The organism is Bradyrhizobium viridifuturi (assembly GCF_001238275.1).
Taxonomy (GTDB): domain Bacteria; phylum Pseudomonadota; class Alphaproteobacteria; order Rhizobiales; family Xanthobacteraceae; genus Bradyrhizobium; species Bradyrhizobium viridifuturi.
Genome location: NZ_LGTB01000027.1, coordinates 83200 through 102670, shown reverse-complemented (window position 1 = coordinate 102670; position 19471 = coordinate 83200). Strand labels below are relative to the sequence as shown.

The 19471-nt window shown below is 64.1% G+C and carries 17 protein-coding genes; 10 read left to right on the top strand and 7 right to left on the bottom strand.

The genetic code is table 11. From position 1 onward, the window contains the following. Position 1 precedes the first annotated feature (1 nt). From sufD to ALC15_RS24065, 10 genes are all read left to right on the top strand, one after another. Positions 2-1324 carry a Fe-S cluster assembly protein SufD gene (gene sufD, locus ALC15_RS24110; RefSeq protein ID WP_050629415.1) on the top strand — a complete coding sequence of 441 codons (1323 nt, stop codon included), beginning with the start codon at positions 2-4 and terminating at the stop codon, positions 1322-1324. After that, positions 1321-2568: a cysteine desulfurase gene (locus ALC15_RS24105; RefSeq protein WP_094194066.1), complete on the top strand. Its 1248-nt coding sequence runs from the start codon at positions 1321-1323 to the stop codon at positions 2566-2568. Before sufD ends, ALC15_RS24105 begins: the two co-directional genes overlap by 4 nt. Next, positions 2565-2936 (top strand): SUF system Fe-S cluster assembly protein, encoded by a 372-nt coding sequence (locus ALC15_RS24100; protein WP_021081118.1) that lies wholly within the window; start codon positions 2565-2567, stop codon positions 2934-2936. The genes ALC15_RS24105 and ALC15_RS24100 overlap by 4 nt, the downstream gene beginning before the upstream one ends. A 74-nt stretch (positions 2937-3010) precedes the next feature. Further along, a complete protein-coding gene (locus ALC15_RS24095) occupies positions 3011-3400 on the top strand; it encodes a HesB/IscA family protein (protein WP_050629414.1) in 390 nt (129 codons plus the stop codon). A gap of 146 nt (positions 3401-3546) precedes the next feature. Next, entirely contained in the window at positions 3547-4026 is a 480-nt protein-coding gene (locus ALC15_RS24090; protein WP_050629413.1) for a TfoX/Sxy family protein, read from the top strand. Positions 4027-4612: 586 nt separating this feature from the next. Further along, entirely contained in the window at positions 4613-5791 is a 1179-nt protein-coding gene (locus tag ALC15_RS24085; RefSeq protein ID WP_244486232.1) for an ABC transporter substrate-binding protein, read from the top strand. Positions 5792-5832: 41 nt separating this feature from the next. Then, positions 5833-6702, top strand: coding sequence for a branched-chain amino acid ABC transporter permease (locus ALC15_RS24080; protein WP_050629411.1), 870 nt, complete (start codon positions 5833-5835; stop codon positions 6700-6702). After that, positions 6699-7703 carry a branched-chain amino acid ABC transporter permease gene (locus tag ALC15_RS24075; RefSeq protein WP_094194065.1) on the top strand — a complete coding sequence of 335 codons (1005 nt, stop codon included), beginning with the start codon at positions 6699-6701 and terminating at the stop codon, positions 7701-7703. The genes ALC15_RS24080 and ALC15_RS24075 overlap by 4 nt, the downstream gene beginning before the upstream one ends. A gap of 2 nt (positions 7704-7705) precedes the next feature. Beyond that, positions 7706-8449 (top strand): ABC transporter ATP-binding protein, encoded by a 744-nt coding sequence (locus tag ALC15_RS24070; RefSeq protein WP_050629410.1) that lies wholly within the window; start codon positions 7706-7708, stop codon positions 8447-8449. Next, positions 8446-9171, top strand: a complete 726-nt coding sequence (locus ALC15_RS24065) for an ABC transporter ATP-binding protein (protein ID WP_050629409.1) — start codon at positions 8446-8448, stop codon at positions 9169-9171. Before ALC15_RS24070 ends, ALC15_RS24065 begins: the two co-directional genes overlap by 4 nt. A 238-nt stretch (positions 9172-9409) precedes the next feature. Here the strand turns inward: ALC15_RS24065 and ALC15_RS24060 are convergent, their stop codons facing one another. The 7 genes from ALC15_RS24060 to ALC15_RS24030 all read right to left on the bottom strand — a co-directional run bounded on the left by ALC15_RS24060 (position 9410) and on the right by ALC15_RS24030 (position 19451). Further along, on the bottom strand, positions 9410-10477 hold the full coding sequence (locus tag ALC15_RS24060; RefSeq protein ID WP_050629408.1) for a GGDEF domain-containing protein: 1068 nt from the start codon (positions 10475-10477) through the stop codon (positions 9410-9412). Between the two features lie 315 nt (positions 10478-10792). Beyond that, positions 10793-12265, bottom strand: coding sequence for a DEAD/DEAH box helicase (locus tag ALC15_RS24055; RefSeq protein ID WP_050629407.1), 1473 nt, complete (start codon positions 12263-12265; stop codon positions 10793-10795). A 517-nt stretch (positions 12266-12782) separates the two neighbouring features. After that, positions 12783-16406 (bottom strand): autotransporter outer membrane beta-barrel domain-containing protein, encoded by a 3624-nt coding sequence (locus tag ALC15_RS24050; RefSeq protein ID WP_050629406.1) that lies wholly within the window; start codon positions 16404-16406, stop codon positions 12783-12785. Then, a complete protein-coding gene (locus tag ALC15_RS24045) occupies positions 16403-16630 on the bottom strand; it encodes a hypothetical protein (protein ID WP_050629405.1) in 228 nt (75 codons plus the stop codon). The genes ALC15_RS24050 and ALC15_RS24045 overlap by 4 nt, the downstream gene beginning before the upstream one ends. Before the next feature lie 153 nt (positions 16631-16783). Next, entirely contained in the window at positions 16784-17581 is a 798-nt protein-coding gene (locus ALC15_RS24040) for a helix-turn-helix transcriptional regulator (protein WP_094194064.1), read from the bottom strand. A 186-nt stretch (positions 17582-17767) separates the two neighbouring features. Then, on the bottom strand, positions 17768-18382 hold the full coding sequence (locus tag ALC15_RS24035) for a TetR/AcrR family transcriptional regulator (RefSeq protein WP_050629403.1): 615 nt from the start codon (positions 18380-18382) through the stop codon (positions 17768-17770). Positions 18383-18497: 115 nt separating this feature from the next. Next, entirely contained in the window at positions 18498-19451 is a 954-nt protein-coding gene (locus tag ALC15_RS24030) for an AraC family transcriptional regulator (protein ID WP_050629402.1), read from the bottom strand. Between the last annotated feature and the right edge of the window lie 20 nt (positions 19452-19471).

Genomic DNA, 19471 nt, shown 5'->3' with positions numbered 1-19471 from the left:
GATGAACGTTGTCGCAAAGACCGAGACCGGGCGCGCGCTGAGCGATGCATTCGCCGTCGCGCGCGACCGTCTGCCGGGCAAGGGCAAGATCGCCGATCAGCGCCGCCAGGCGTTCGACGCCTATGAGCGCTTGGGCCTGCCGCATCGCCGGATCGAGGATTGGAAATACACTGACCTGCGCGCGCTGATGCGCGAGGTGCTGCCGCTCGCGCCTGCGCCGGATGCCGCGGCGCTGGGTCGCGCTGCTGCCGCGGTCAAGCTGCGGGCGATCGACGGCGTACGCCGCCTGGTGCTGGTCGATGGCGCGTTCGCTGCTGATCTCTCCGATCTCGGCAATCTCGACAAGGGCCTCACCATCCGCCCGCTGCGCGAAGTGCTCGACGCCGGCGACGGCGCACTCTCGACGCAGGCCATCGCGACCGACGTCTCCAATCCGATGATTGCGCTGAACGGTGCGATGGCGACCGATGGCGTCGTCATCGAGGTCGCGGACGGCACGGTGCTGGTGCAGCCGCTGCACATCGTACACGTCGCATCCGGAACGGCCCCGGCCTCGATGTTCACGCGTTCGCTGCTCCGGCTCGGCCGCGATGCCGGCGTGACGCTGGTCGAGAGCTATCTCGCCGGCGAGGGCGCCAAGGCCTATCAGGCCCATGACGGGCTGATCGTTTCGATCGGGGACAACGCACGGCTCGATCACGTGCGTCTGATCGAAGACAGCGTCGATGCCTTCAACATTTCCTCGGCGACGGTGTCGCTCGGCGCCCACGCCCATTTCAACACCTTCGGCCTGACCTCGGGCGGTCATGTCAGCCGCTACCAGCTGACGGTGACCTGCGCCGGCGAGGGCTCGAAGGTCGAGACCAACGGCGTCAACCTGATCAACGGCACGCAACACGCCGACACCACGCTGTTCATGGATCACGCGGTGCCGCACTGCGCGAGCCGCGAGATCTTCCGTGCCGTCGTCGACGACCGCGCCCATTCCGTATTCCAGGGCCGCATCATCGTCCGTCCGGACGCGCAGAAGACCGACGCCAAGATGATGACGCGCGCGCTGCTGCTGTCCGACGACGCGGAAGCCGACAACAAGCCGGAGCTCGAAATCTTCGCCGACGACGTCACCTGCGGTCACGGTGCGACCACCGGTGCGCTCGACGAGAGCCTGCTGTTCTACATGCGCGCCCGCGGACTGCCCGAGAAGGAAGCGCAGGCGCTTCTGATCCAGGCCTTTGTCGGCGAGGCGATCGAAAGCATTGCCAGCGACGCGTTGCGTGAGGTGGCAATTGCCACCGCGCAGCGCTGGCTGGAGGCGAGGGCGTGAGCATGCACAAGGCGGTCGCCAACGGTTCTTACGACGTCGCGCTGGTGCGGCAGGATTTCCCGGCGCTCGCCATGCAGATCTACGGCAAGCCGCTGGTCTATTTCGACAACGCGGCCTCGGCGCAGAAGCCGAATGCGGTGCTCGACCGCATGACCGAGGCCTACAAGAGCGAATACGCCAACGTGCATCGCGGCCTGCACTACCTCGCCAATGCCGCGACGGAGGCCTATGAGGGCGCCCGCGGCAAGGTCGCGCAGTTCATCAACGCGCGCCGCAGTGAGGAGATCATCTTCACCCGCAACGTCACCGAGGCGATCAATCTGGTGGCGTCGTCCTGGGGCGGAGAGAACATCAAGGAGGGCGACGAGATCGTCCTCTCGATCATGGAGCACCACTCCAACATCGTGCCGTGGCACTTCCTCAGGGAGCGCCAGGGTGCCGTGATCAAGTGGGCGCCGGTCGACGATGAAGGCAACTTCCTGATCGAGGAATTCGAGAAGCTCCTGACGTCGCGCACCAAGATCGTCGCCATCACTCAGATGTCGAACGCGCTGGGCACGCTGGTCCCGGTCAAGGAGGTGATCCGGCTGGCGCACGCCCGCGGCATTCCGGTGCTGGTCGACGGCGCGCAGGGCGCGGTGCATCTGCCGATCGACGTCCAGGACCTCGACTGCGATTTCTATGCCTTTACCGGCCACAAGGTGTACGGGCCGACCGGCATCGGCGCGCTCTACGCCAAGCACGAGCATCTGGTCGCGATGCGGCCGTTCAACGGCGGCGGCGAGATGATCCGCGAAGTGGCCAAGGACTGGGTCACCTATGGCGATCCGCCGCACAAGTTCGAGGCCGGGACGCCGCCGATCGTCGAGGCGATCGGGCTCGGCGCCGCGATCGACTACGTCAATTCCATCGGCAAGGAGCGGATCGCCGCGCATGAGCATGATTTGCTCACCTATGCGCAGGATCGCCTGCGCGAGATCAATTCGCTGCGGGTGATCGGAACCGCCCGCAACAAGGGCCCGGTGATCTCCTTCGAGATGAAGGGAGCGCACCCCCACGACGTCGCGACCGTGATCGACCGCCAGGGCATCGCGGTGCGCGCCGGCACGCATTGCGTGATGCCGCTTTTAGAGCGGTTCAACGTGACGGCTACCTGCCGTGCGTCCTTCGGGATGTATAATACAAGGGAAGAAGTCGACCATCTGGCGCAGGCGCTGATCAAGGCGCGGGAATTGTTCGCATGACCGATACAGCCGAAGTCAAGACGGCCACCATGGAAACCACCTCGGCACTGCCGGCGGAGGAGACCGAGCGCATGAGCGGCGAGATCGTCGCGGCGCTGAAGACGGTGTTCGATCCGGAAATCCCGGCCGACATCTACGAGCTCGGCCTGATCTACAAGGTCGACCTGAAGGATGATCGTTCGGTCGACATCCTGATGACCCTGACCACGCCGAACTGCCCGGCTGCCGGCGAACTGCCGACCATGGTCGAGAACGCGGTTGCCAGCGTTCCCGGCGTCGGTGTCGTCAACGTCAATCTGGTCTGGGATCCGGCTTGGACGCCGGACCGGATGTCGGACGAGGCGCGCCTCGTCCTCAATATGTGGTGATGCGTTAGGGGATTGGACTTAGGCTCGAGAAGATCGGCAATTGATTTGCCGCTGGGACTGACCACATGAGTGACATGACGCAAGCTTCACCAACCCCAGCCAAGCCGAAGCGGCCGCGACCGCAGGTCATGAAGCTGACCGACGCGGCGGCGGAGCGGATCAGCGAGCTCACCAAGCGCGCCGATTCCGAGATCGTCGGCCTGCGCGTCGGCATCAAGAACGGCGGCTGCGCCGGTCAGTCCTACACCGTCGAATACGCCCATGAAATCCGTCCGACCGACGAAGTGGTCGAGGACAAGGGCGTCAAGATCCTGGTCGATCCGAAGGCCGTGCTGTTCCTGCTCGGCACCGAGATGGACTACGTTGCCGACAAGATGCAGGCCCAGTTCGTGTTCAACAACCCGAACCAGGTCTCCGCCTGCGGCTGCGGCGAATCGGTGCAGCTCAAGCCGGCAACGGTCTGATCGCTGCCGCACCGGCGAGCGCGCAATCGCGCTCGCGCTTTGAACCAGATGCCACCATCGTTGCGGGTCGACGTACTCGTCGACCATACTGCTCAGCCAGCGGGCTCGGCAGGCGTGTCCGGTTGCGCTGCAATGAGGGTGGGCACATGGACCGTGAATTTCTCACCGACCTGTTCGTCGATTTCGGCCCGGTCACGCTGCGCCGGATGTTCTCCGGTTACGGTATCTCCGCCGACGGCACCAACTTCGCGCTGGCCTTGCGTGCCGGGCTCTACTTTCGCGCCGACGAAGAGACCATCCCGCAATTCGAGGCGGAGGGCTCGAAGCCGTTCCAGTACCAGACGAGTTCGAAGACGGTCACGGTGAACTCCTATTGGCAACTGCCGGCGCGGCTGTTCGACGATGCCGAGGAGCTCGCCGTCTGGGCACGCCTTGCGCTCGGCGCGGCCCAACGTGCGGCGTTGCGCAAGCGGCCGCGCACGCGCAAGGCGAAGCCTCGCGCGAAGACGGTTCTGAGCAGCGAGCCGGTGAAGAAGCCCGCCACAAAACGATCGTCGCTCCGGAAAGCGCACCCGAAAAAGAAATCCAGCCGAAGCAAAGCGAAGCGGGTGCGCCGGACTCGCTAAAGCACGATGCAATCGGGTGATGCATCATCGCGCTTTGGATTCTTGTTCGAGCATGATTTTTCCGGAAGGCCGCTTCGCGCTCTTCCGCACGATGCGGTAGCCGTATCGGACGTTTGCGATGCGCCGCGGGCGATGTCCGATTCATTTTCCCGAGCGATCGGGATTCCTTCGCAAAGTTCATGTTGCGGCGAACGTCCGATGCTGCACGGCAGCAAGTCGAACACGGCGTGTCCGTTAGTCGAGACGGGACAACCGCAGCAAAGTTAGACGAATTGCGAATTTGTGCTTCGGAAGGAGTGAGGCAATCTGCCGCATCGGAGCGCCGTAGCTGCCGCATCCTGCGATGCAGGAAGAACAGAGAGCCGCGCCGCGCGCCCAATTCCTAACAGCGATGTCAAATCGCCCTTGGTCTTCGAGACTGTGATCTCTTCGGGATCATTTGGGGCAGCAGGAATGAGTTTGTCTTCATGAAATAGCGTTCGCAAAAAAGACGACAAAACCGGGAGGTACGTAAATGGCTACGATTCGGCTTTCGATCAATCGTCGTACGCTCATCAAGTCCGGATTCGCTCTGGCTGGAAGCCAGGTGATTGGTGTGCCATTCATCGTCAAGTCGTTGGCGGACGAACCGATCAAGATCGGAATGGTCAATCCTCTGACCGGCGTGCTTTCCGCGCTGGCTCAAAGCGAGGTTGACGGCGCCAGATACGCCGAATCCGATATCAACAAGAAGGGCGGCATTTTGGGTCGCCAGGTCCAGCTTCTGGTCGAAGACTCCGCGAACGACGTCGGCACCGGCGTGCAGAAGACCCGAAAGCTGATCGATCGGGACAATGTCGCTGTGATTCTCGGCGACGTGAATTCCGGCATCGCCTATGCGATGTCGCAAGTGACCAACGAGAAGAAGGTCTTCCACATCGTTCCTGGCGGTCACACTGATCCGATCACCGGCACGAACTGCAAATGGAATGTCTTCCGCATCTGCAATACCACGACGATGGACGCCAACGCGGTCACGCCGGAGCTGGTGAAGAAGTTTGGCAAGAAGTGGTTCTTCGTCACGCCGGATTACGCATACGGGCACACGTTGCAGGACGCCTTCATCAAGGCGCTGAAGAAGGCCGGCGGGACGTACGAGGGAGACATGCTCCCGATCAACAACACCGATTTCTCGGCGACGCTGATCAAGGCCAAGGCCTACAAGCCGAATGTCCTGCTCAACAACATGGGGGGCCTGACCCAGATCAATTGCATGAAGCAGTTCACGCAGTTCGGAATGCAGAAGGAGATGGCACTCGGGGGCGCGTTGTTCGAACTCGAGAGCATCAAGGGATGTCCGCCCGATGCTCAGACCGGCTGGTGGACAATGGAGTGGTGGTGGAATCAGCCCAACGTACCCGAGGTCGTGAAGTTCGTGAGCGATTTCCGCGCGGCCACCAAGAAGACGCCGTCCGCCCGCGACTGGTTCGGCTACGTGGCGATGCACACGGTCCGGCTTGCGGCCGAGAGGGCGAAATCGCTGGAAGGCCCGAAAATGGCGAAGGCGCTCGAGGACCTCGAGCTGCCGCCCGACGTTGCATTGCAGCCGGGAAAGGTGCGCTACCGGGCCGGAGATCATGAATTGATGCCGAACATCTTCGTCGGCGAAGTGCACCCGTCGAAGTCCTCGCCGGATGACGTGTTCACGGCCGCGACGCTCGTCCCTGGCGAAGAGGCCGCAGGGTCCGTGGCTGACACCGGCTGCAAGATGGTGGAGCCGGCCTGACCCGACCCATCGGCTGAACAATTGGCGGCCCGGAGGGGCGGATGATCCAGGTCATACTGTTCAACGTCACCAATGGTCTCATCATCGGCGCGTTCTATGTGCTGATGGCGTTGGGCCTGTCGCTGATCCTCAATCTCAGCAACGTCATCAACTTCTCTCACGGCAACTTCCTGGCGCTCGGCGGCTATCTTGCTTTCACCTTGTCGCCGACGCTCGGTTACTGGGGGGCGTTACTGGTCGCGCCCCTGATCACGGCGCTGATCGGTCTCGCGGTCGAGCGGTTGATGATCCGGCGCGTCTACAATCGCGATCCGGTCTACAGCCTGCTGCTGACGTTCGGCTTCGCCTTCGTGATGCAGGATGCCGCTCGCTTCATCTGGGGACCCAACGGGCTGCCGCTCGGATTGCCCGAGTTCCTGTCGCAGCCGATCAATCCAACCCTGTTCTTCATCACCTGGTATCGCGTCTTCATGGTCGCGGTCGTTATCGTCGCCGTGCTCGGGCTGTTCGCGTTCCTTCGTTACACGCGCATCGGCATACGCATCCGGGCCGGCACGCTCGATCTCGAGACGGTGGCTTCGCTCGGCGTCAATATCAGCCTGTTGCGAACTTTCAATTTCGCGCTTGGCTGCTTGCTGGCCGGTCTCAGCGGGGTGCTCGCCGCCGGGCAGATCGGCCTCAATCCCAACATGGGCGATGATCTGCTGATGCCGAGCTTCATCGCGATCATCGTCGGCGGCGTCGGGAGCTTGATCGGCACGCTGTTTGGCGGGCTGCTGATCGGCGTGGCGGCGGCGCTTACGACGGTATTCTTTCCGGCCGGAAGCGAGGCCGTGATCTATGCGATCATGATGATCGTCCTTCTGGTTCGTCCGCGGGGCCTGATGGGCGAGGAAGGAATGATGGCATGAGCACCGACGTCGGCACGAGCCCGGCCATCACTTCGGTCGCGGCCAGGCGGAGCCCGATCGTCCCGCGATGGGGTGTGCTCATCCTGGTCTGGGCCGTCCTGATCGCGGTTCCGTACTGGCTCCCGTTGCTTGGTGGCTACACGGCGCTCGCGGGGCGCGTGCTGGTGTTCGGACTGGCCGCGATGGGACTGAACCTGCTGCTCGGCTTCACGGGCGTCCTCAGTTTCGGCCATGCCGCCTATTTCGGACTCGGCGCCTATGGCGCCGGCCTCACGTTGCGGTATCTCGCGCACAGCACTCCGCTCGCCATGCTGTTGGGAACGCTCCTGGGTGGGTTGGCAGGCAGCCTGTTCGGCCTCCTGATCGTTCGCCGCCGCGGCGTCTATTTTGCGATGTGCACCATCGCGTTCGGGCAGCTTTGGTACTACCTGGCCTATAGCTGGAATGACTTCACCGGAGGCTTTGATGGCTTGCGCGACTTCCACCGCGAGCCGATCGGATTTGGCCGGCTGACGCTCGACATCGCCCAAGGTGGCGATCGCTTCTATTTCTTCCTTCTCGCCGTCTTCGCGGCTGCCGTCGGCCTGATGGGCCTTCTGGTGCGCTCGCCGTTCGGCCATACGTTGCGGGCGATCCGGGAAAATGAGCGTCGTGCGCGCTTCCTGGCGATCCCGGTCGAACGTCAGATATGGCTGTCGTTCTCGATCTCCTGCTTCTTCACCGCGCTTGCGGGCACGCTCTATGCCTTGCTCAACAACTTCGCGGATCCTCTGGCGTTGCACTACTCGCTATCGGGCTATTTCGTTGTCATGTGCGTGATGGGTGGCATGCGGACGTTCTGGGGGCCGCTGGTCGGTGCGGCGTTGTTCGTGGTGCTGCAGGACTACATCTCGTCGATGACCGTGAACTGGATGTCCTTTGTCGGCGCGATTTTCGTGCTGGTTGTGCTGTTCTTTCCGCGCGGCTTGCTCGGCATGCGGCGGATCCGCGGATCGGCGTAGCGATGCTCGAGGTTCGGAACATCACGAAGCGTTTCGGCAATCTCGTTGCCGTGAAGGACGTGTCGATGTCGGTGAAGATCGGCGAATTGCGCGCCATCATCGGCCCGAACGGGGCGGGGAAGACGACGTTCTTCAACATGATCAGCGGGTACTTTCCGCCGACGAAGGGATCGATCCTGTTTCAGGGCGAGGACGTGACGCACGTGCCCGCGCATCAGCGGGTTGCGCTCGGCATGGGGCGCACTTTCCAGATCACCGAGGTCTTTCCGGAGCTGACCGTCCACGAGAACGTGCTCACCGCGGCCGAGGTCAAGGCGGGCCAGACCCTGCACATGCTGCCAAACCGGGCCGACGCCAAGCTGGCCAACGACGTCGCAGCCGAGATGCTGGCGCTTGTCGGACTCACGGCCAAAGCGGACCGCCTGGTGGGAGAACTCTCCCACGGCGACCAGCGGACCACCGAGATTGCAATGGCGCTGGCGCAGCTTCCGCGCTTGCTGCTGCTCGATGAACCGACGGCCGGCATGGGCGATCAGGAGACGTACGAGATCACGACGCTCATTCGCCGTCTGCACAGGGAGAGGAACTACACCATTGTGTTGATCGAGCACGACATGCGCGTGGTGTTTCACCTGGCCGATTACATCACGGTGCTCGATCAGGGCGGCTTGCTTGCCGAAGGAAAGCCCGACGAGATCGCCGCCTCGGAGGCGGTGCAGGCCGCCTACCTTGGAGAGAGCCGATGACGCCGCTGGAGGTCTCGGGCTTGCAGACGTTCTACGGCAAGAGCCACATCCTTCACGATGTCGGCCTGACGGTGAAAGAGGGCGAGATTGTCGTTCTGCTTGGCCGCAATGGCGCCGGCAAGACGACGACGCTGCGCAGCATCATGGGGCTGACACCACCCCGCGAGGGCAATGTAAGGCTGTTCGGGACAGATGCGACGCGGATGTCACCCTATCGGGTGGCGGGACTCGGCGTAGGTTACGTGCCGGAGGGGCGCAAGATCTTCGCCAACCTGTCCGTCGAGGACAATTTGCGGGTTCCCGCCGTGCGCCCCGGTCCATGGAATACCACGCGCGTCTTCGAGACCTTCCCGCGCCTCGCCGAACGACGGGACAATCGCGGCCGGCAGCTTTCCGGCGGCGAGCAGGAGATGCTTTCGATCGCGAGAGCCTTGCTGCTCAACCCAAAACTTCTCCTGCTCGATGAGCCGAGCCAGGGACTTGCTCCCCTGATCGTCAAGGAAGTTTTTCAGATCATCAAGACAATGCGCCAGGAGGGAATCTCGATCCTGCTGGTCGAACAGAATGTCCGGGTCAGTCTTGCCGTCGCCGATCGCGCTTACGTGCTTGATGATGGTGCGATCATCTACAGCGGCAGTGCGGCCGAACTCGCCGGCGACGAGGAGCGCGTCCGCTCGATGGCCGGTGCCAGTGCGAAGGAATGGGTCACGAGCGACATTTGAGGCCGTATGCGGCGCCAAGTCGGCCTCGCGATAGCCAGGAGGGAAAACATGCTGACGCTTCTCGAGGGACATCCGAACGTCGATGTCATGCTGTTCTACGCGATCGCCACTACCGCTCTTGGCGTGCTGCTATATCGCTTCCATCGAAGGCAGGTCTGAGACGGCATGCCTTGAACTTGCGACGAAATGAAGGATGGCGGGATCGGACGCGGTCGCGTCTCTCTATCCCGCTTCCAGGTCACGCGACGCGGGTCTGGGTCTCGGCACTGAATTCCGGATCGGCCTCGCAGATCACGCGGTTGCGGCCGGCGCGCTTGGCGGCGTAGAGGCAGGCATCGGCGCGCTCGATCAGCGCATCCGTATCGTCGGTCGGCTTCAGCATGGAGACGCCGACCGAGATCGTGACGCGGCCGAGGATCTCGCCGGTCGACTTCTTCTTCAATTCTTTCGCCATCACGGCGCGGCGGATATGGTCGGCGACCGTCAGCGCCTGGCGCAGGGCGGTGTTGGGCAGCACCACGGCGAATTCTTCGCCGCCGTAGCGGGCGGTGATGTCCTGACCCTTGATGGTCTGCTTCAGCGACTGCGCCACCAGCCGCAGCACCTGATCGCCGGTGAGATGGCCGTAGGAATCGTTGAACGACTTGAAATGGTCGATGTCGAACATCAGGAGCGACAGCGGCTCGCCGCTGGCCAATGCCGCCTGCACTGCCATGTCCATCGAGCGGTCGAAATATTTCCGGTTGCCGAGACCGGTGAGCGGATCGGTCAGGCTTTCGGCGCGGATCGCCTCGAGGCTGTGCTGCAGCTCGTTGATCTCCGACTTCGACAGCGCAAGCCGGTTCTCCAGCGCCTGGTTGGTCTCGCGCATCTCGCGGGTTGATTTGGCGAGCCCCTCGACGATGGTCTTGATCTGGTCGCGGGTCGTCGCGGTCGAGAGGCGGTCGCTGGCGCCGACGAGGCTGGCGTCATAGGTCGCGGACACGCCGAGCGCATCGGTGATCAGCTTCATGACGGCATCGATCTCGCCGATGACGCGGGCGCCGACCTTGTCGATGCGGTCCGAGGTCTTGATGTGCGAAAGGTAGGTTTCGTAGATCTGCTCGAGATCGGATTCAGAGAGCTTGCCGCTGCGCGCCAGCGTCTCGTTGATGACCTTGTTGAGCGGAGCGTTGTATCCGGTCGCGTAGACGTACCAGATCTCATAGTTGCGGGGGACGGCAGTCTGGCGAAGCGAGCGGATCTGACCAAGCGCGACTTCGGCAAAGGCCAACGTACGTTCGTGTTCGTCCAGCAGTTTGACCACTGTTACGTCCTCAATGCGCCCATGCCGGTCGTGCCCGGCAGCAATGACTAAATTATTGGGGCGAGGGTACGGGACGAGAGTGAAGGCAAGGTAAACAGTAGAACTACGGGACGCCGGCCGTGACTGTCGTTGATGCACCTTCCGCTGTCGCGTTTGCATGCGGCTTTCGGCAGCATTTCGCTTGCGTGCCAGTGCGATACGAAAACCGCGCGCATTTGCTTCAAACGCCGGAGATCAGCAGGTGCGGTGACAGCTAGGCGGCAACGTCAACGGTCCGGATTGGCCGCCGCTGGCGCGGCGGCTGCACGGCAAGCCTCAGGCGCGTGCGCGCACCGGTCGCAGCAGGAAGGCGGGCAGGTGCGAATGATCGGCAGGCTCGTGGTCGACCTCGCGCTGCGGCCGCCGAGGCTCGGCACGCCCGATCGACGGCACGTGCGACGGAGCAGCCTGAGGCGAACTGCCGCGGCCATGGCGCGGCTCGCGCTCCGGCTTGGCTGCACGCTCCTGGCGGGGCTCCTGGTCGTGACGCGGCTCGCGTTCGCCATGGCGCGCTTCGCGCTCACGCCGCGGTTTGCGGCCGCCACGGGCACCCTCGCGCGAACCGTCGCGGCTGCGCGAGCGGCGCGGCGCGGCATCCTCGTCGCCGGCTTCGCTGTGAACGGTGTAGTCGCCCTCGGTGCGCGGGATCTGCTGGCCGATCAGCTTCTCGATCGCGGCCATCGACTTGCTGTCGAGCGGGGTGACGATGGAGATCGCAGTGCCGGTACGTCCGGCGCGGCCGGTGCGGCCGATGCGATGGACGTAGTCGTCGGGATGATGCGGCACATCGAAATTGAAGACGTGGCTGACGGCCGGGATATCGAGGCCGCGGGCGGCGACGTCGGAGGCCACCAGCAGGGGCAGCTCGCCCTTGCGGAATTGATCGAGCGCGGCCATGCGTGCGCTCTGGTCCATGTCGCCATGCAGGGCGCCGACGCTGAAGCCGTGCTTCTGCAGCGATTTGTGAAGGACGGCGACTTCGCGCTTGCGATTGCAGAAGATAATCGCGTTGTTGAGGTCCTTGGCGTCACGCAGCAGGCGGCGGAGGATCTCGCGCTTCTCGTGCGGCTCGCGGCCGGCCGGCACCTGGGATTGGGTCACGGTCACCGCAGTCGTTGCGGGCTTGGAGACTTCGATCCGGGCCGGGTTGTGCAGGAAGGCTTCGGTGATGCGGCTGATTTCCGGCGGCATCGTCGCGGTGAAGAACAGGGTCTGCCGCGTGAAGGGGACGAGCTTGCAGATGCGCTCGATGTCGGGGATGAAGCCCATGTCGAGCATGCGGTCGGCTTCGTCGATCACCAGCAGCTCGACGCCGGTGAGCAGCAGTCCGCCGCGTTCGGTGTGGTCGAGCAGGCGGCCGGGGGTTGCGATCAGGACGTCGACGCCGCGCATCAGCTTGGAGTCCTGGTCGCCGAACGAGACGCCGCCGATCAAGAGGGCCACGTTGAGCTTCTGGCCGGCGCCGTATTTGTCGAAGTTCTCCTTCACCTGCGCGGCAAGCTCGCGGGTCGGCTCGAGGATCAGGGTGCGGGGCATCCGTGCCCGGGCGCGGCCCTTCTCGAGGATGGTGAGCATCGGAAGAACGAAGGCAGCGGTCTTGCCGGTGCCGGTCTGGGCAATGCCGAGCACGTCGCGCCGGGCGAGAACGTGCGGGATTGCCTGTTCCTGGATGGGGGTGGGGGTGGTGTAACCGGTGGCCGCAACTGCGGCTTGGACCTTATCGGACAGGCCTAGATTGGAAAAAGACATTGAGCCTCTGGTCGAAACCGCCGTTCGGAATCGAAGGTAAAAGGCTGTCGCGTTCGGCCCCGAAACGGCTCGCTTTTCTATAAAGCTCGGGGGCTCTGACTAACGCTGACGGACGGCAAACCTGACGAATCGCGTTTCGATCCGAGGGCCGCGTTGCCCCGCAACATAGGGGCGAAACCGGTAAAGTCAATCTTGGAACCGGCCGGATATCCGAAAAACCTTAACGTTTTCGCCAAAATAACCGCCATTTCCGTCATTTGGCGGTCAAATGAATCGCCAGTCCCGGATCCGATGACGAGACCCCGCGCCGCCTTTGCGGGGGGCGCGTCGCCAAAATATCGAAAACAACCCCATGCAAAGCAAAGGAGGCGGCGGGCGGCCGGCGTTCGACCAGGCAGGTTGACACGTCGGGCAACTCGCGGGTACGTTTCTAATATTCAGAAATCGCGCAGATGCACGTTTCCACGTCGTCATGGCCTATAGCCACATGTGACAGCTCCGCCGCGGATCGATGGCGCTACCACGCATAACGGACCACACCCTTGCCGGCGTAGGAGCGGGTCACGTTGGAGAACTCGCCCTCGAAGCTTGCGAGTGCCGACCAGCCGTTTGCCCATTTCAGTTCGGCGGAGGCGGTGGTGAGCGCGGAGTCGGCGGCCTGCGCCGCGCCGCTCACGACGAAGCTTGCACCGGGCAGGGTCTGGAATGTCGCGGCGATGCTGCGGTCGGGATTGAAATCATGCGCCCAGGCGGCGCGGCCGCGCAGCGTCAGCACGGCATCCGACAGCGCGAAGGATTTGTCGGCGCGCAGGCCGAGCTCGCTGCGGCTGTCGGTGACGCTCTTGGCGTTGTAGGCGAGCGCAAAGGTGTTGGCGCCGACGATGGCCTGCTCGGCGTAGCCCGGAAGCCGGAACGTCGTGAACTGGCCGGCGGCATAGGGCGTGAGGCCGATGCCGCCGATCCATGGCGCGACGAAGCGATAGCCGCCCTCGGCGCGCCCCGACCAGGCATTGGCCTTGAACTCGGCACGCAAGCGATCGACGCTGCCGACCATCACGGTGCGATCCGTCGTGACGTCCTGCCAGCCATAGGCCAACGCACCTGCAAGATACGCCGCGCCGATATTGTGCCGGATGAAAGCGCCGGCCTGGAACAGGTCGGAGCGGCCGCCGCCGCTGTTGGCGACGCTGAAATTGGTCCCGCCGCCGGCGAGCGCGAAGCCGGCGATGGTGTTCGGGGAGAAGCGATAGTCGGCACCGATGGCGGTGCCGAACACCTGGCTCGTGGTGTTGTTCGAGCCGAGTGCGGTGTTGCCGTCGGTGGACTGTGAGCCGCCGTAGGCCGCCGCCCACATGCTCCAGCGCGGATCATAGCCCTGTGCAACCGGCGCCTTGCGATAGATCGCGGCGGTGGCGTCGCCGGTCGGATGCTTTGCCGCGTAGGCCAGCGAATTGTCGTCAGCGTAAGGCGTCGCGCCGGCCGGCGTCGCCGTGGCGCCGCGGCCGTCGACGAAGGGATCGAGCATCGTGCCTATGAACTGGTTCATGGCGTTGAACGTGGTCTGCTGCGATCCGGCCGCGCTCTCGCCGGAGAGCTGGGTCAGGCCGTTCAGCAGATTGTCGCCCGACAGGTTGAAGATCGCGCTGAAGGCGCCGGAGAGATTGCCGCCGCCGAGCAGGCTGTTGTCGATCGCGCCTGCGACGCTCCTGTGATTGCCGCCCGCGTTGGCCGGCAGGATCGGGGAGAGCAGGCCGGGATCGACCGACAGCAGCACGTCGTTGCCGACATAGCTCAGCATCGGATTGCGCGCGAGGTTGTTGGCGAGCAACAGGCTTGCCGAGCCGAAGGTACCGCTCAACGTTCCCGCGTTGACGATCGTGTAGGTGGTCTTCCTGGTGATCCGTTCGAGCGGTTGCACAATGACGTTGCCGGCGATGTTGGCGGTGCCCGTCACGACCGCCTTGTCGCTGACCGTGTTCGTGACTTGCACCAGATAGGTTGCCGCCGTCGTCATCGTCAGGCTTGCCATCGTGATGGTCCCCGGCGAATTGCCGGGCGACAGCGTGCCGCTGATCACAGTGTTGCCGATCGTGCCGTTGCCGCCGAGGGTCCCGCTCGGGCCGACCGTGACATTGGCATTCGGCATTGCGCCGTTGAGGATGAACATGCTGTCGACGTTGACGGTCCCGGCAAAGCTCGAATTGCTGCCGGTGAAGCTCCAGTTCGAGCCGGCAAGAACCCCGAAATTGGAAAAGCCAATACCAAGTTTCGAGAGATCGAAACTCGACGCGGTCGTTCCGCCGAACTGCACGATACTGGTGCCGCTGCCGACGATGTTGCCGTTGAACACGGCGCCGGACTGCACCTGCAGCACATCGTTGGTGCCGCCGAACTGAACGGCAGTGCCGCCGGTGCCGGTGATGGTGCCGTTGGCGATCAGCGTGGTGGTGCCGCCCGACGTCACGATGCCGGTGGTGCCGGTGACTGACGTCCCGGTCGTGATGAAGATGTTGCCCGGCGTCGAGCGCGAGGCGGCGATGCCGATGCCCGAACTCTGCACGCCGGCAAGCGCCTCGATCCTGATGTCGCCGAGACCGTCGCGCTGGGCGAAGATGCCGTAGCTTCCGGGCGCCTTGCCGCTCGCAATCACATTGCCCTCGGCGCGCAGCGACAGCGCTGCGGCGTTGTCGGCGCCATTGACGATGACGCCGCTGATGCCGATCGCCGCCGCGCTTGCCGAGGTTGCGCTCACGGTCCCCTTGGTATCGAGATCGATGCCGCCCAGCCCCGCGGTCAGGGCAGCGAATCTGGTGCTGCCACGGTTCAGCGTGATGCCGATTGCGGCGCCGTCCGAAGTCGCGCTCACATCGCCATTGGCGTGAACGGTGAGCGTGCCGGTGTTGATGTTGCTCGGAGCAAAGCTGCTGCCTGACGCGCTGATTCCGGTGGCCGTGCTGCCAGCGCCGATCGCGGTCGCCGTCACGGCGCCGTCGGCGGTCAACCGAACTGCGCCCAGATTGTTTTGTACCATGCTGATGCCAGCAACTGCCGACGCAATGTCGCTGATCGATGTTGCCGTCACTGCGCCGTGCAGGTTGAAGTCGACCGGGACCACGCCGGAGGCCGACAGGGACGCTCCGGTCACATTTGCGACGTAGCCGGACCTTGTCATGCCGGTGACCGTGATCGATCCGTTGGCATTCAGTGTCGCCGATCCGTTGCTGGATGAACTTCCCAGCCGGGCCGCGAGGCCGACGACCGTGCCACCGGCCGAAGCGGAGGTCGACGTCCTGGTGTCGAAGGTTCCGGAAATGTCGCCATTGAAGGTCGCGGTGTTGGTGCCGCTGGCGGCAGAGAAGACGACGGACGCCAGGGCGCCGTAGTAGGCCGTATCGGGGCCGCTTCCCCTGGCAATATTGCCGTCCACGACAAGGCTGTTGTTGGCACCGCCGCCGGCGGACACCGAAAGCGTCCCGCCGGTGATGCTGTGCGTTCGGACCGTCGTGGTGCCGGTACCGTAGTTCTGCAAGGTCACGGAGCCGTTGACATCCTGATTGAGCTTCACCGTGAACGCGCTGGTGTTCGCCGAATTGTTTCCCTCGAGGGTGATGTTGCCCGAGACGCTCGCATTGGTGGTGAGGTCGACAGTGCCGACGCCGCCGTTCTGAAGATAGATGTCGCCGACGATCGCGCCGTTGGTGGTGACGGAAAGATTGCGCGCAGTATGGAGGCTCTGTCCCATCCGGGCGAAGATTGCGCTGGCGCCCATGGGCGCAGTGCCGGTGACTGCGCCTGTCGCGATCGTGACATCGGATTGGCTGCCGTCGGTCAGGACGTAGATTCCAAGGCCGGCCACGATCTGGCTTCCAACCGTGTTGATGTTGACGCTGGCATTCGGTCCGCTGCCCATGGCCTGGATGCCGGTGCCGCCCCTGATCGTGCCGGCGGTCTGTGTAATGGAGGTCAGACCGTTGCCGATCCCGGCAGTGATCGCGTACCCGTCGGCGGTGACGTCGGCCGATCCCGTGTAGGTGATCGTGCCGAGGGCGGAGAGGCCGATGCCATTGTACGGCTGTTGTGCCGTGATGCCTGCGGGGTCATTGTGATTGAAAGTGAGGTTGCCGCTGCTGCTCGCGGTCACGCCGCGGGTCGTGATCCCGGCGCCGGCGTGATGTTGACCGTGAGATCACCGCCGAAACTCGTGTTGAGTCCGCCGTCCGATGGATGGGCGGCATCGCAGAGCACGTTGGCGGTGCCGACGCCCGTGCAATAGACCGCAGCCTCTGCCGTGGAGCTCAGCGCGATCAACGACGCCGATCCAAGCAGCGCGCCGCGCCACATCCCCGGCCTGCCGCCGCTCGCCATGACCTTGCCCCCGCATGCCAATGTAACTGGTTGTTTCTGGCGCAACATTCGTGCGCCGTCTTCTCAGTGCGCGCATACCGTCGATCCAAAGCGGACTTGCTGCGAAAATGCAGCCAACTGTGGCCGTATGGCCTCATCAGGTCGTTGTCGCGGCTAGAGCCCCGCAGCCCGGTATTCACCGGGCGTCAGGCCTTCGGATGCGCTGAAGATCCGGTAGAAGGTAGCGAGGCTGCCGAACCCGCAGGTGAGGGCGACATCGGCGATCGGCCGCGGCGGCTTTTCGCACAGCAGCTTGCGGCTCTCGCTCAGGCGCTGGGCGGTGACGGTCTGCGAGAAGCTCGCTCCGGTCGCTTCGAACAGGACGTGCAGATAGCGGACCGAGACGCCGAGCATGTCGGCGACCATGCCCGGCGACAGCGCGGGCTTCGCGAGGTGGCGGGTGATCAGACGGCGCGCGAGGCTGAGCCGGCCGACGCGCAGCGCCTGTTGCGCGCGGCGGCTGCCCGGCCTGATCGCGCCGCGCTCGATCAGCGCAAGGTCGGCCACGATCTTAACCAGCGCAGGAATGCTCACCGTATCTCCGGCCTCCGTCGCGTCCTTGAAGTCGGCAAGGCAGGCTTCGAGCAGCGGTGCCCAGCCGCGATTGCTGGTCGTCGGAGAACCCCGACGGGCAAGCTCGAGAGCTGCGGTCTGATCCACGGCATCGCCGGCGCGCGTGTGCGTGCCGTCCTCAAGCTTTGTGCGCATCGTGCAAAACCCCTCGCTCTGCATCAGAGCGCGCCTCGCAGGTAAGGAAATCGGCTGTGCCGAGACCGGGCGAAGCGCCAGCGCGGTTCTGGCGAAGTCGACGGAAATTATCTTCTCAATGCGCGCAGGCTGTTCACTTCGATCCAGAGGATGCCGGATCGCGCGACGGTCGGCCGGATCGTCCGTTTGCCCCGTGTCAGCCATTCGAGACTCCCCAAAAGGTCTTGCGATGCAATATCGTATATTTCACATAGTCATGTAAAATATGAAATAGCTAACACGTGCCAAAACTTATCGGTAGGCCGGCGAAACGGTCCGGCCGGCGCCTAATGGCCGATTGTCGGAGGGGTTTGTGGATCAGCGCCGGCTGCGCGCCGGTGGTCGCGCGGATTACTTCCGCTTCGGCATCACGGCGCAGCCGTAGAGCACCATGGCGCACATCTGGCGGTAGCGGGCCGAGAAGTCGTCGCGCGCGATCGGCGGCAATGCCTGGTTGACGGCGCGCGCCCCGTCGGCAAGCGCCTGTGCGATCTGCTCCGGCGTGAACTCACCGTTCAGCTTCAGCAGCCGCGCGGCCTGCAAGTCGATCACCAGTCTTTCCAGATCGGCCTGGAACGAGACGGCAGATTTGACCATCAAGTCGCGGCAGCGCCTGAAGGCCTCGGCATTGAGCTCGACGGTGTGCGGCGAGCCGGTGAGGCGGCGTCGCGTCTCGCCGTAGCGGACGTCGAGAATCGTCGCGAAGATATCCAGCGCGCCGCCGCCCTTTGCCCGCACCGATCGGCCGGCCTCCAGCGCGAGCGCGACGTCCTCGACGTGGCGCCAGGCGATCACGGCGCGAAACGCCTCTTCCTTGTTGCTGAAGTAGTAGTACAGCGCGCGCTGTGTGAAGCCGCAGGCCTTGGCCAGCCCGACCATCGACAGCCCGCTGTAGCCGTAGTCGAGAAAAGCCTGATTGACCTGCGTCAGCAGGTCGGGACCAGGCTTGATCATCTTCTTCGACATCAGGAGTCCGGGGACGACGAGGAACGGCGCGTGACGCCGGGAATCCCGATTACGGGCATCAGCGCGCTTTAGCAACCCGCAAGAGCCCGGTGCGCCTGCGCGTCCGGGTGGACGCTTAGGCCAGGCGGGCCCGGTAGTCGCCCGGCGTCATCGATTCCGAGGCATTGAAGAGGCGGTAGAACGTCGCAAGGCTTTCGAAGCCGCAGGCAAAGGCAACCTCGGCGATGGTCTGGCCGGACTGCTCGCGGAGCAGGCGGCGGCTTTGTGCGAGCCGAAGCGCGGTGACGGTCTCCGAGAAACTCTTCTCCGTCTCCTCGAACAGGATGTGCAGGTGACGGACCGAGATGCCGAGCAGGCCGGCTATCAGGCCCGGCGTCATTGCAGCATTCGACAGATGGCGCCGGATGAGGCGGCGGGCCAGCGACAGGTGGGCGGTTCGCAACGCCTGCTGCGCAAGCCGGCTCTTTGGCCGCATGATACCGCGCTCGATCAGCGCGATATGGGCCAGCGCCTGCACCATCGGGGCCGGGTCCGCCGCCGCGGCATCGTTACCGTCGACGAGGTCGTGGAAGCATGATTCCAGCAGCGGCTGCAGCGCGGTCTCATCCTGCACGGGCCTGGCCACGAGTTCGCCGAGCTCGGCGCCCGGCGGGACGATGTCGGTCACCGGGATCTTGATGATGCGCAGGTGGAAGCCGTCCTGGTGCAGCGGGAGAGTGCGATAGGGCAGATCCGAATAGCTGGTCGCGAACATGCCGTCGCGCACCGCGAACTCATCGAGCCGCGCGCCGCCGAACCAGCCGCCGCCGCCGAGCTGCTGGTAGATGCACAGGCTGTCGCTGGCTGCATCGGCGATGTCGCCTGCGCGCCGCTCGACGCGGTAGGGCGAGGCCCGCAGCTCGACCAGGCCGGCATCGCCGAGCTTGCGCAGCGAGAACTCGCCGAAGAAATTGCGGCGGTGCTCGGACTCGAGTTCGGCCGTGACACCGAATAACCCCTTGGCGCGCACTTCGCGCCAATAGTCGAAGCGATCCCGGGGATCGACCTGCTCAGTGGACCATGTGTACACGGAAAAGCCCTTGGGACCTG

What these genes read in the sequence shown, in the direction of transcription:
- ALC15_RS24065 (WP_050629409.1), top strand. Translation starts at nt 8,446, where the DNA reads ATGACGCCGCTGGAGGTCTCGGGCTTGCAGACGTTCTACGGCAAGAGC.
- ALC15_RS24055 (WP_050629407.1), bottom strand. Translation starts at nt 12,265, where the DNA reads ATGTCTTTTTCCAATCTAGGCCTGTCCGATAAGGTCCAAGCCGCAGTT.
- sufD (WP_050629415.1), top strand. Translation starts at nt 2, where the DNA reads ATGAACGTTGTCGCAAAGACCGAGACCGGGCGCGCGCTGAGCGATGCA.
- ALC15_RS24100 (WP_021081118.1), top strand. Translation starts at nt 2,565, where the DNA reads ATGACCGATACAGCCGAAGTCAAGACGGCCACCATGGAAACCACCTCG.
- ALC15_RS24075 (WP_094194065.1), top strand. Translation starts at nt 6,699, where the DNA reads ATGAGCACCGACGTCGGCACGAGCCCGGCCATCACTTCGGTCGCGGCC.
- ALC15_RS24080 (WP_050629411.1), top strand. Translation starts at nt 5,833, where the DNA reads ATGATCCAGGTCATACTGTTCAACGTCACCAATGGTCTCATCATCGGC.
- ALC15_RS24090 (WP_050629413.1), top strand. Translation starts at nt 3,547, where the DNA reads ATGGACCGTGAATTTCTCACCGACCTGTTCGTCGATTTCGGCCCGGTC.
- ALC15_RS24035 (WP_050629403.1), bottom strand. Translation starts at nt 18,382, where the DNA reads ATGTCGAAGAAGATGATCAAGCCTGGTCCCGACCTGCTGACGCAGGTC.
- ALC15_RS24045 (WP_050629405.1), bottom strand. Translation starts at nt 16,630, where the DNA reads ATGGCGAGCGGCGGCAGGCCGGGGATGTGGCGCGGCGCGCTGCTTGGA.
- ALC15_RS24040 (WP_094194064.1), bottom strand. Translation starts at nt 17,581, where the DNA reads ATGGCTGACACGGGGCAAACGGACGATCCGGCCGACCGTCGCGCGATC.
- ALC15_RS24070 (WP_050629410.1), top strand. Translation starts at nt 7,706, where the DNA reads ATGCTCGAGGTTCGGAACATCACGAAGCGTTTCGGCAATCTCGTTGCC.
- ALC15_RS24095 (WP_050629414.1), top strand. Translation starts at nt 3,011, where the DNA reads ATGACGCAAGCTTCACCAACCCCAGCCAAGCCGAAGCGGCCGCGACCG.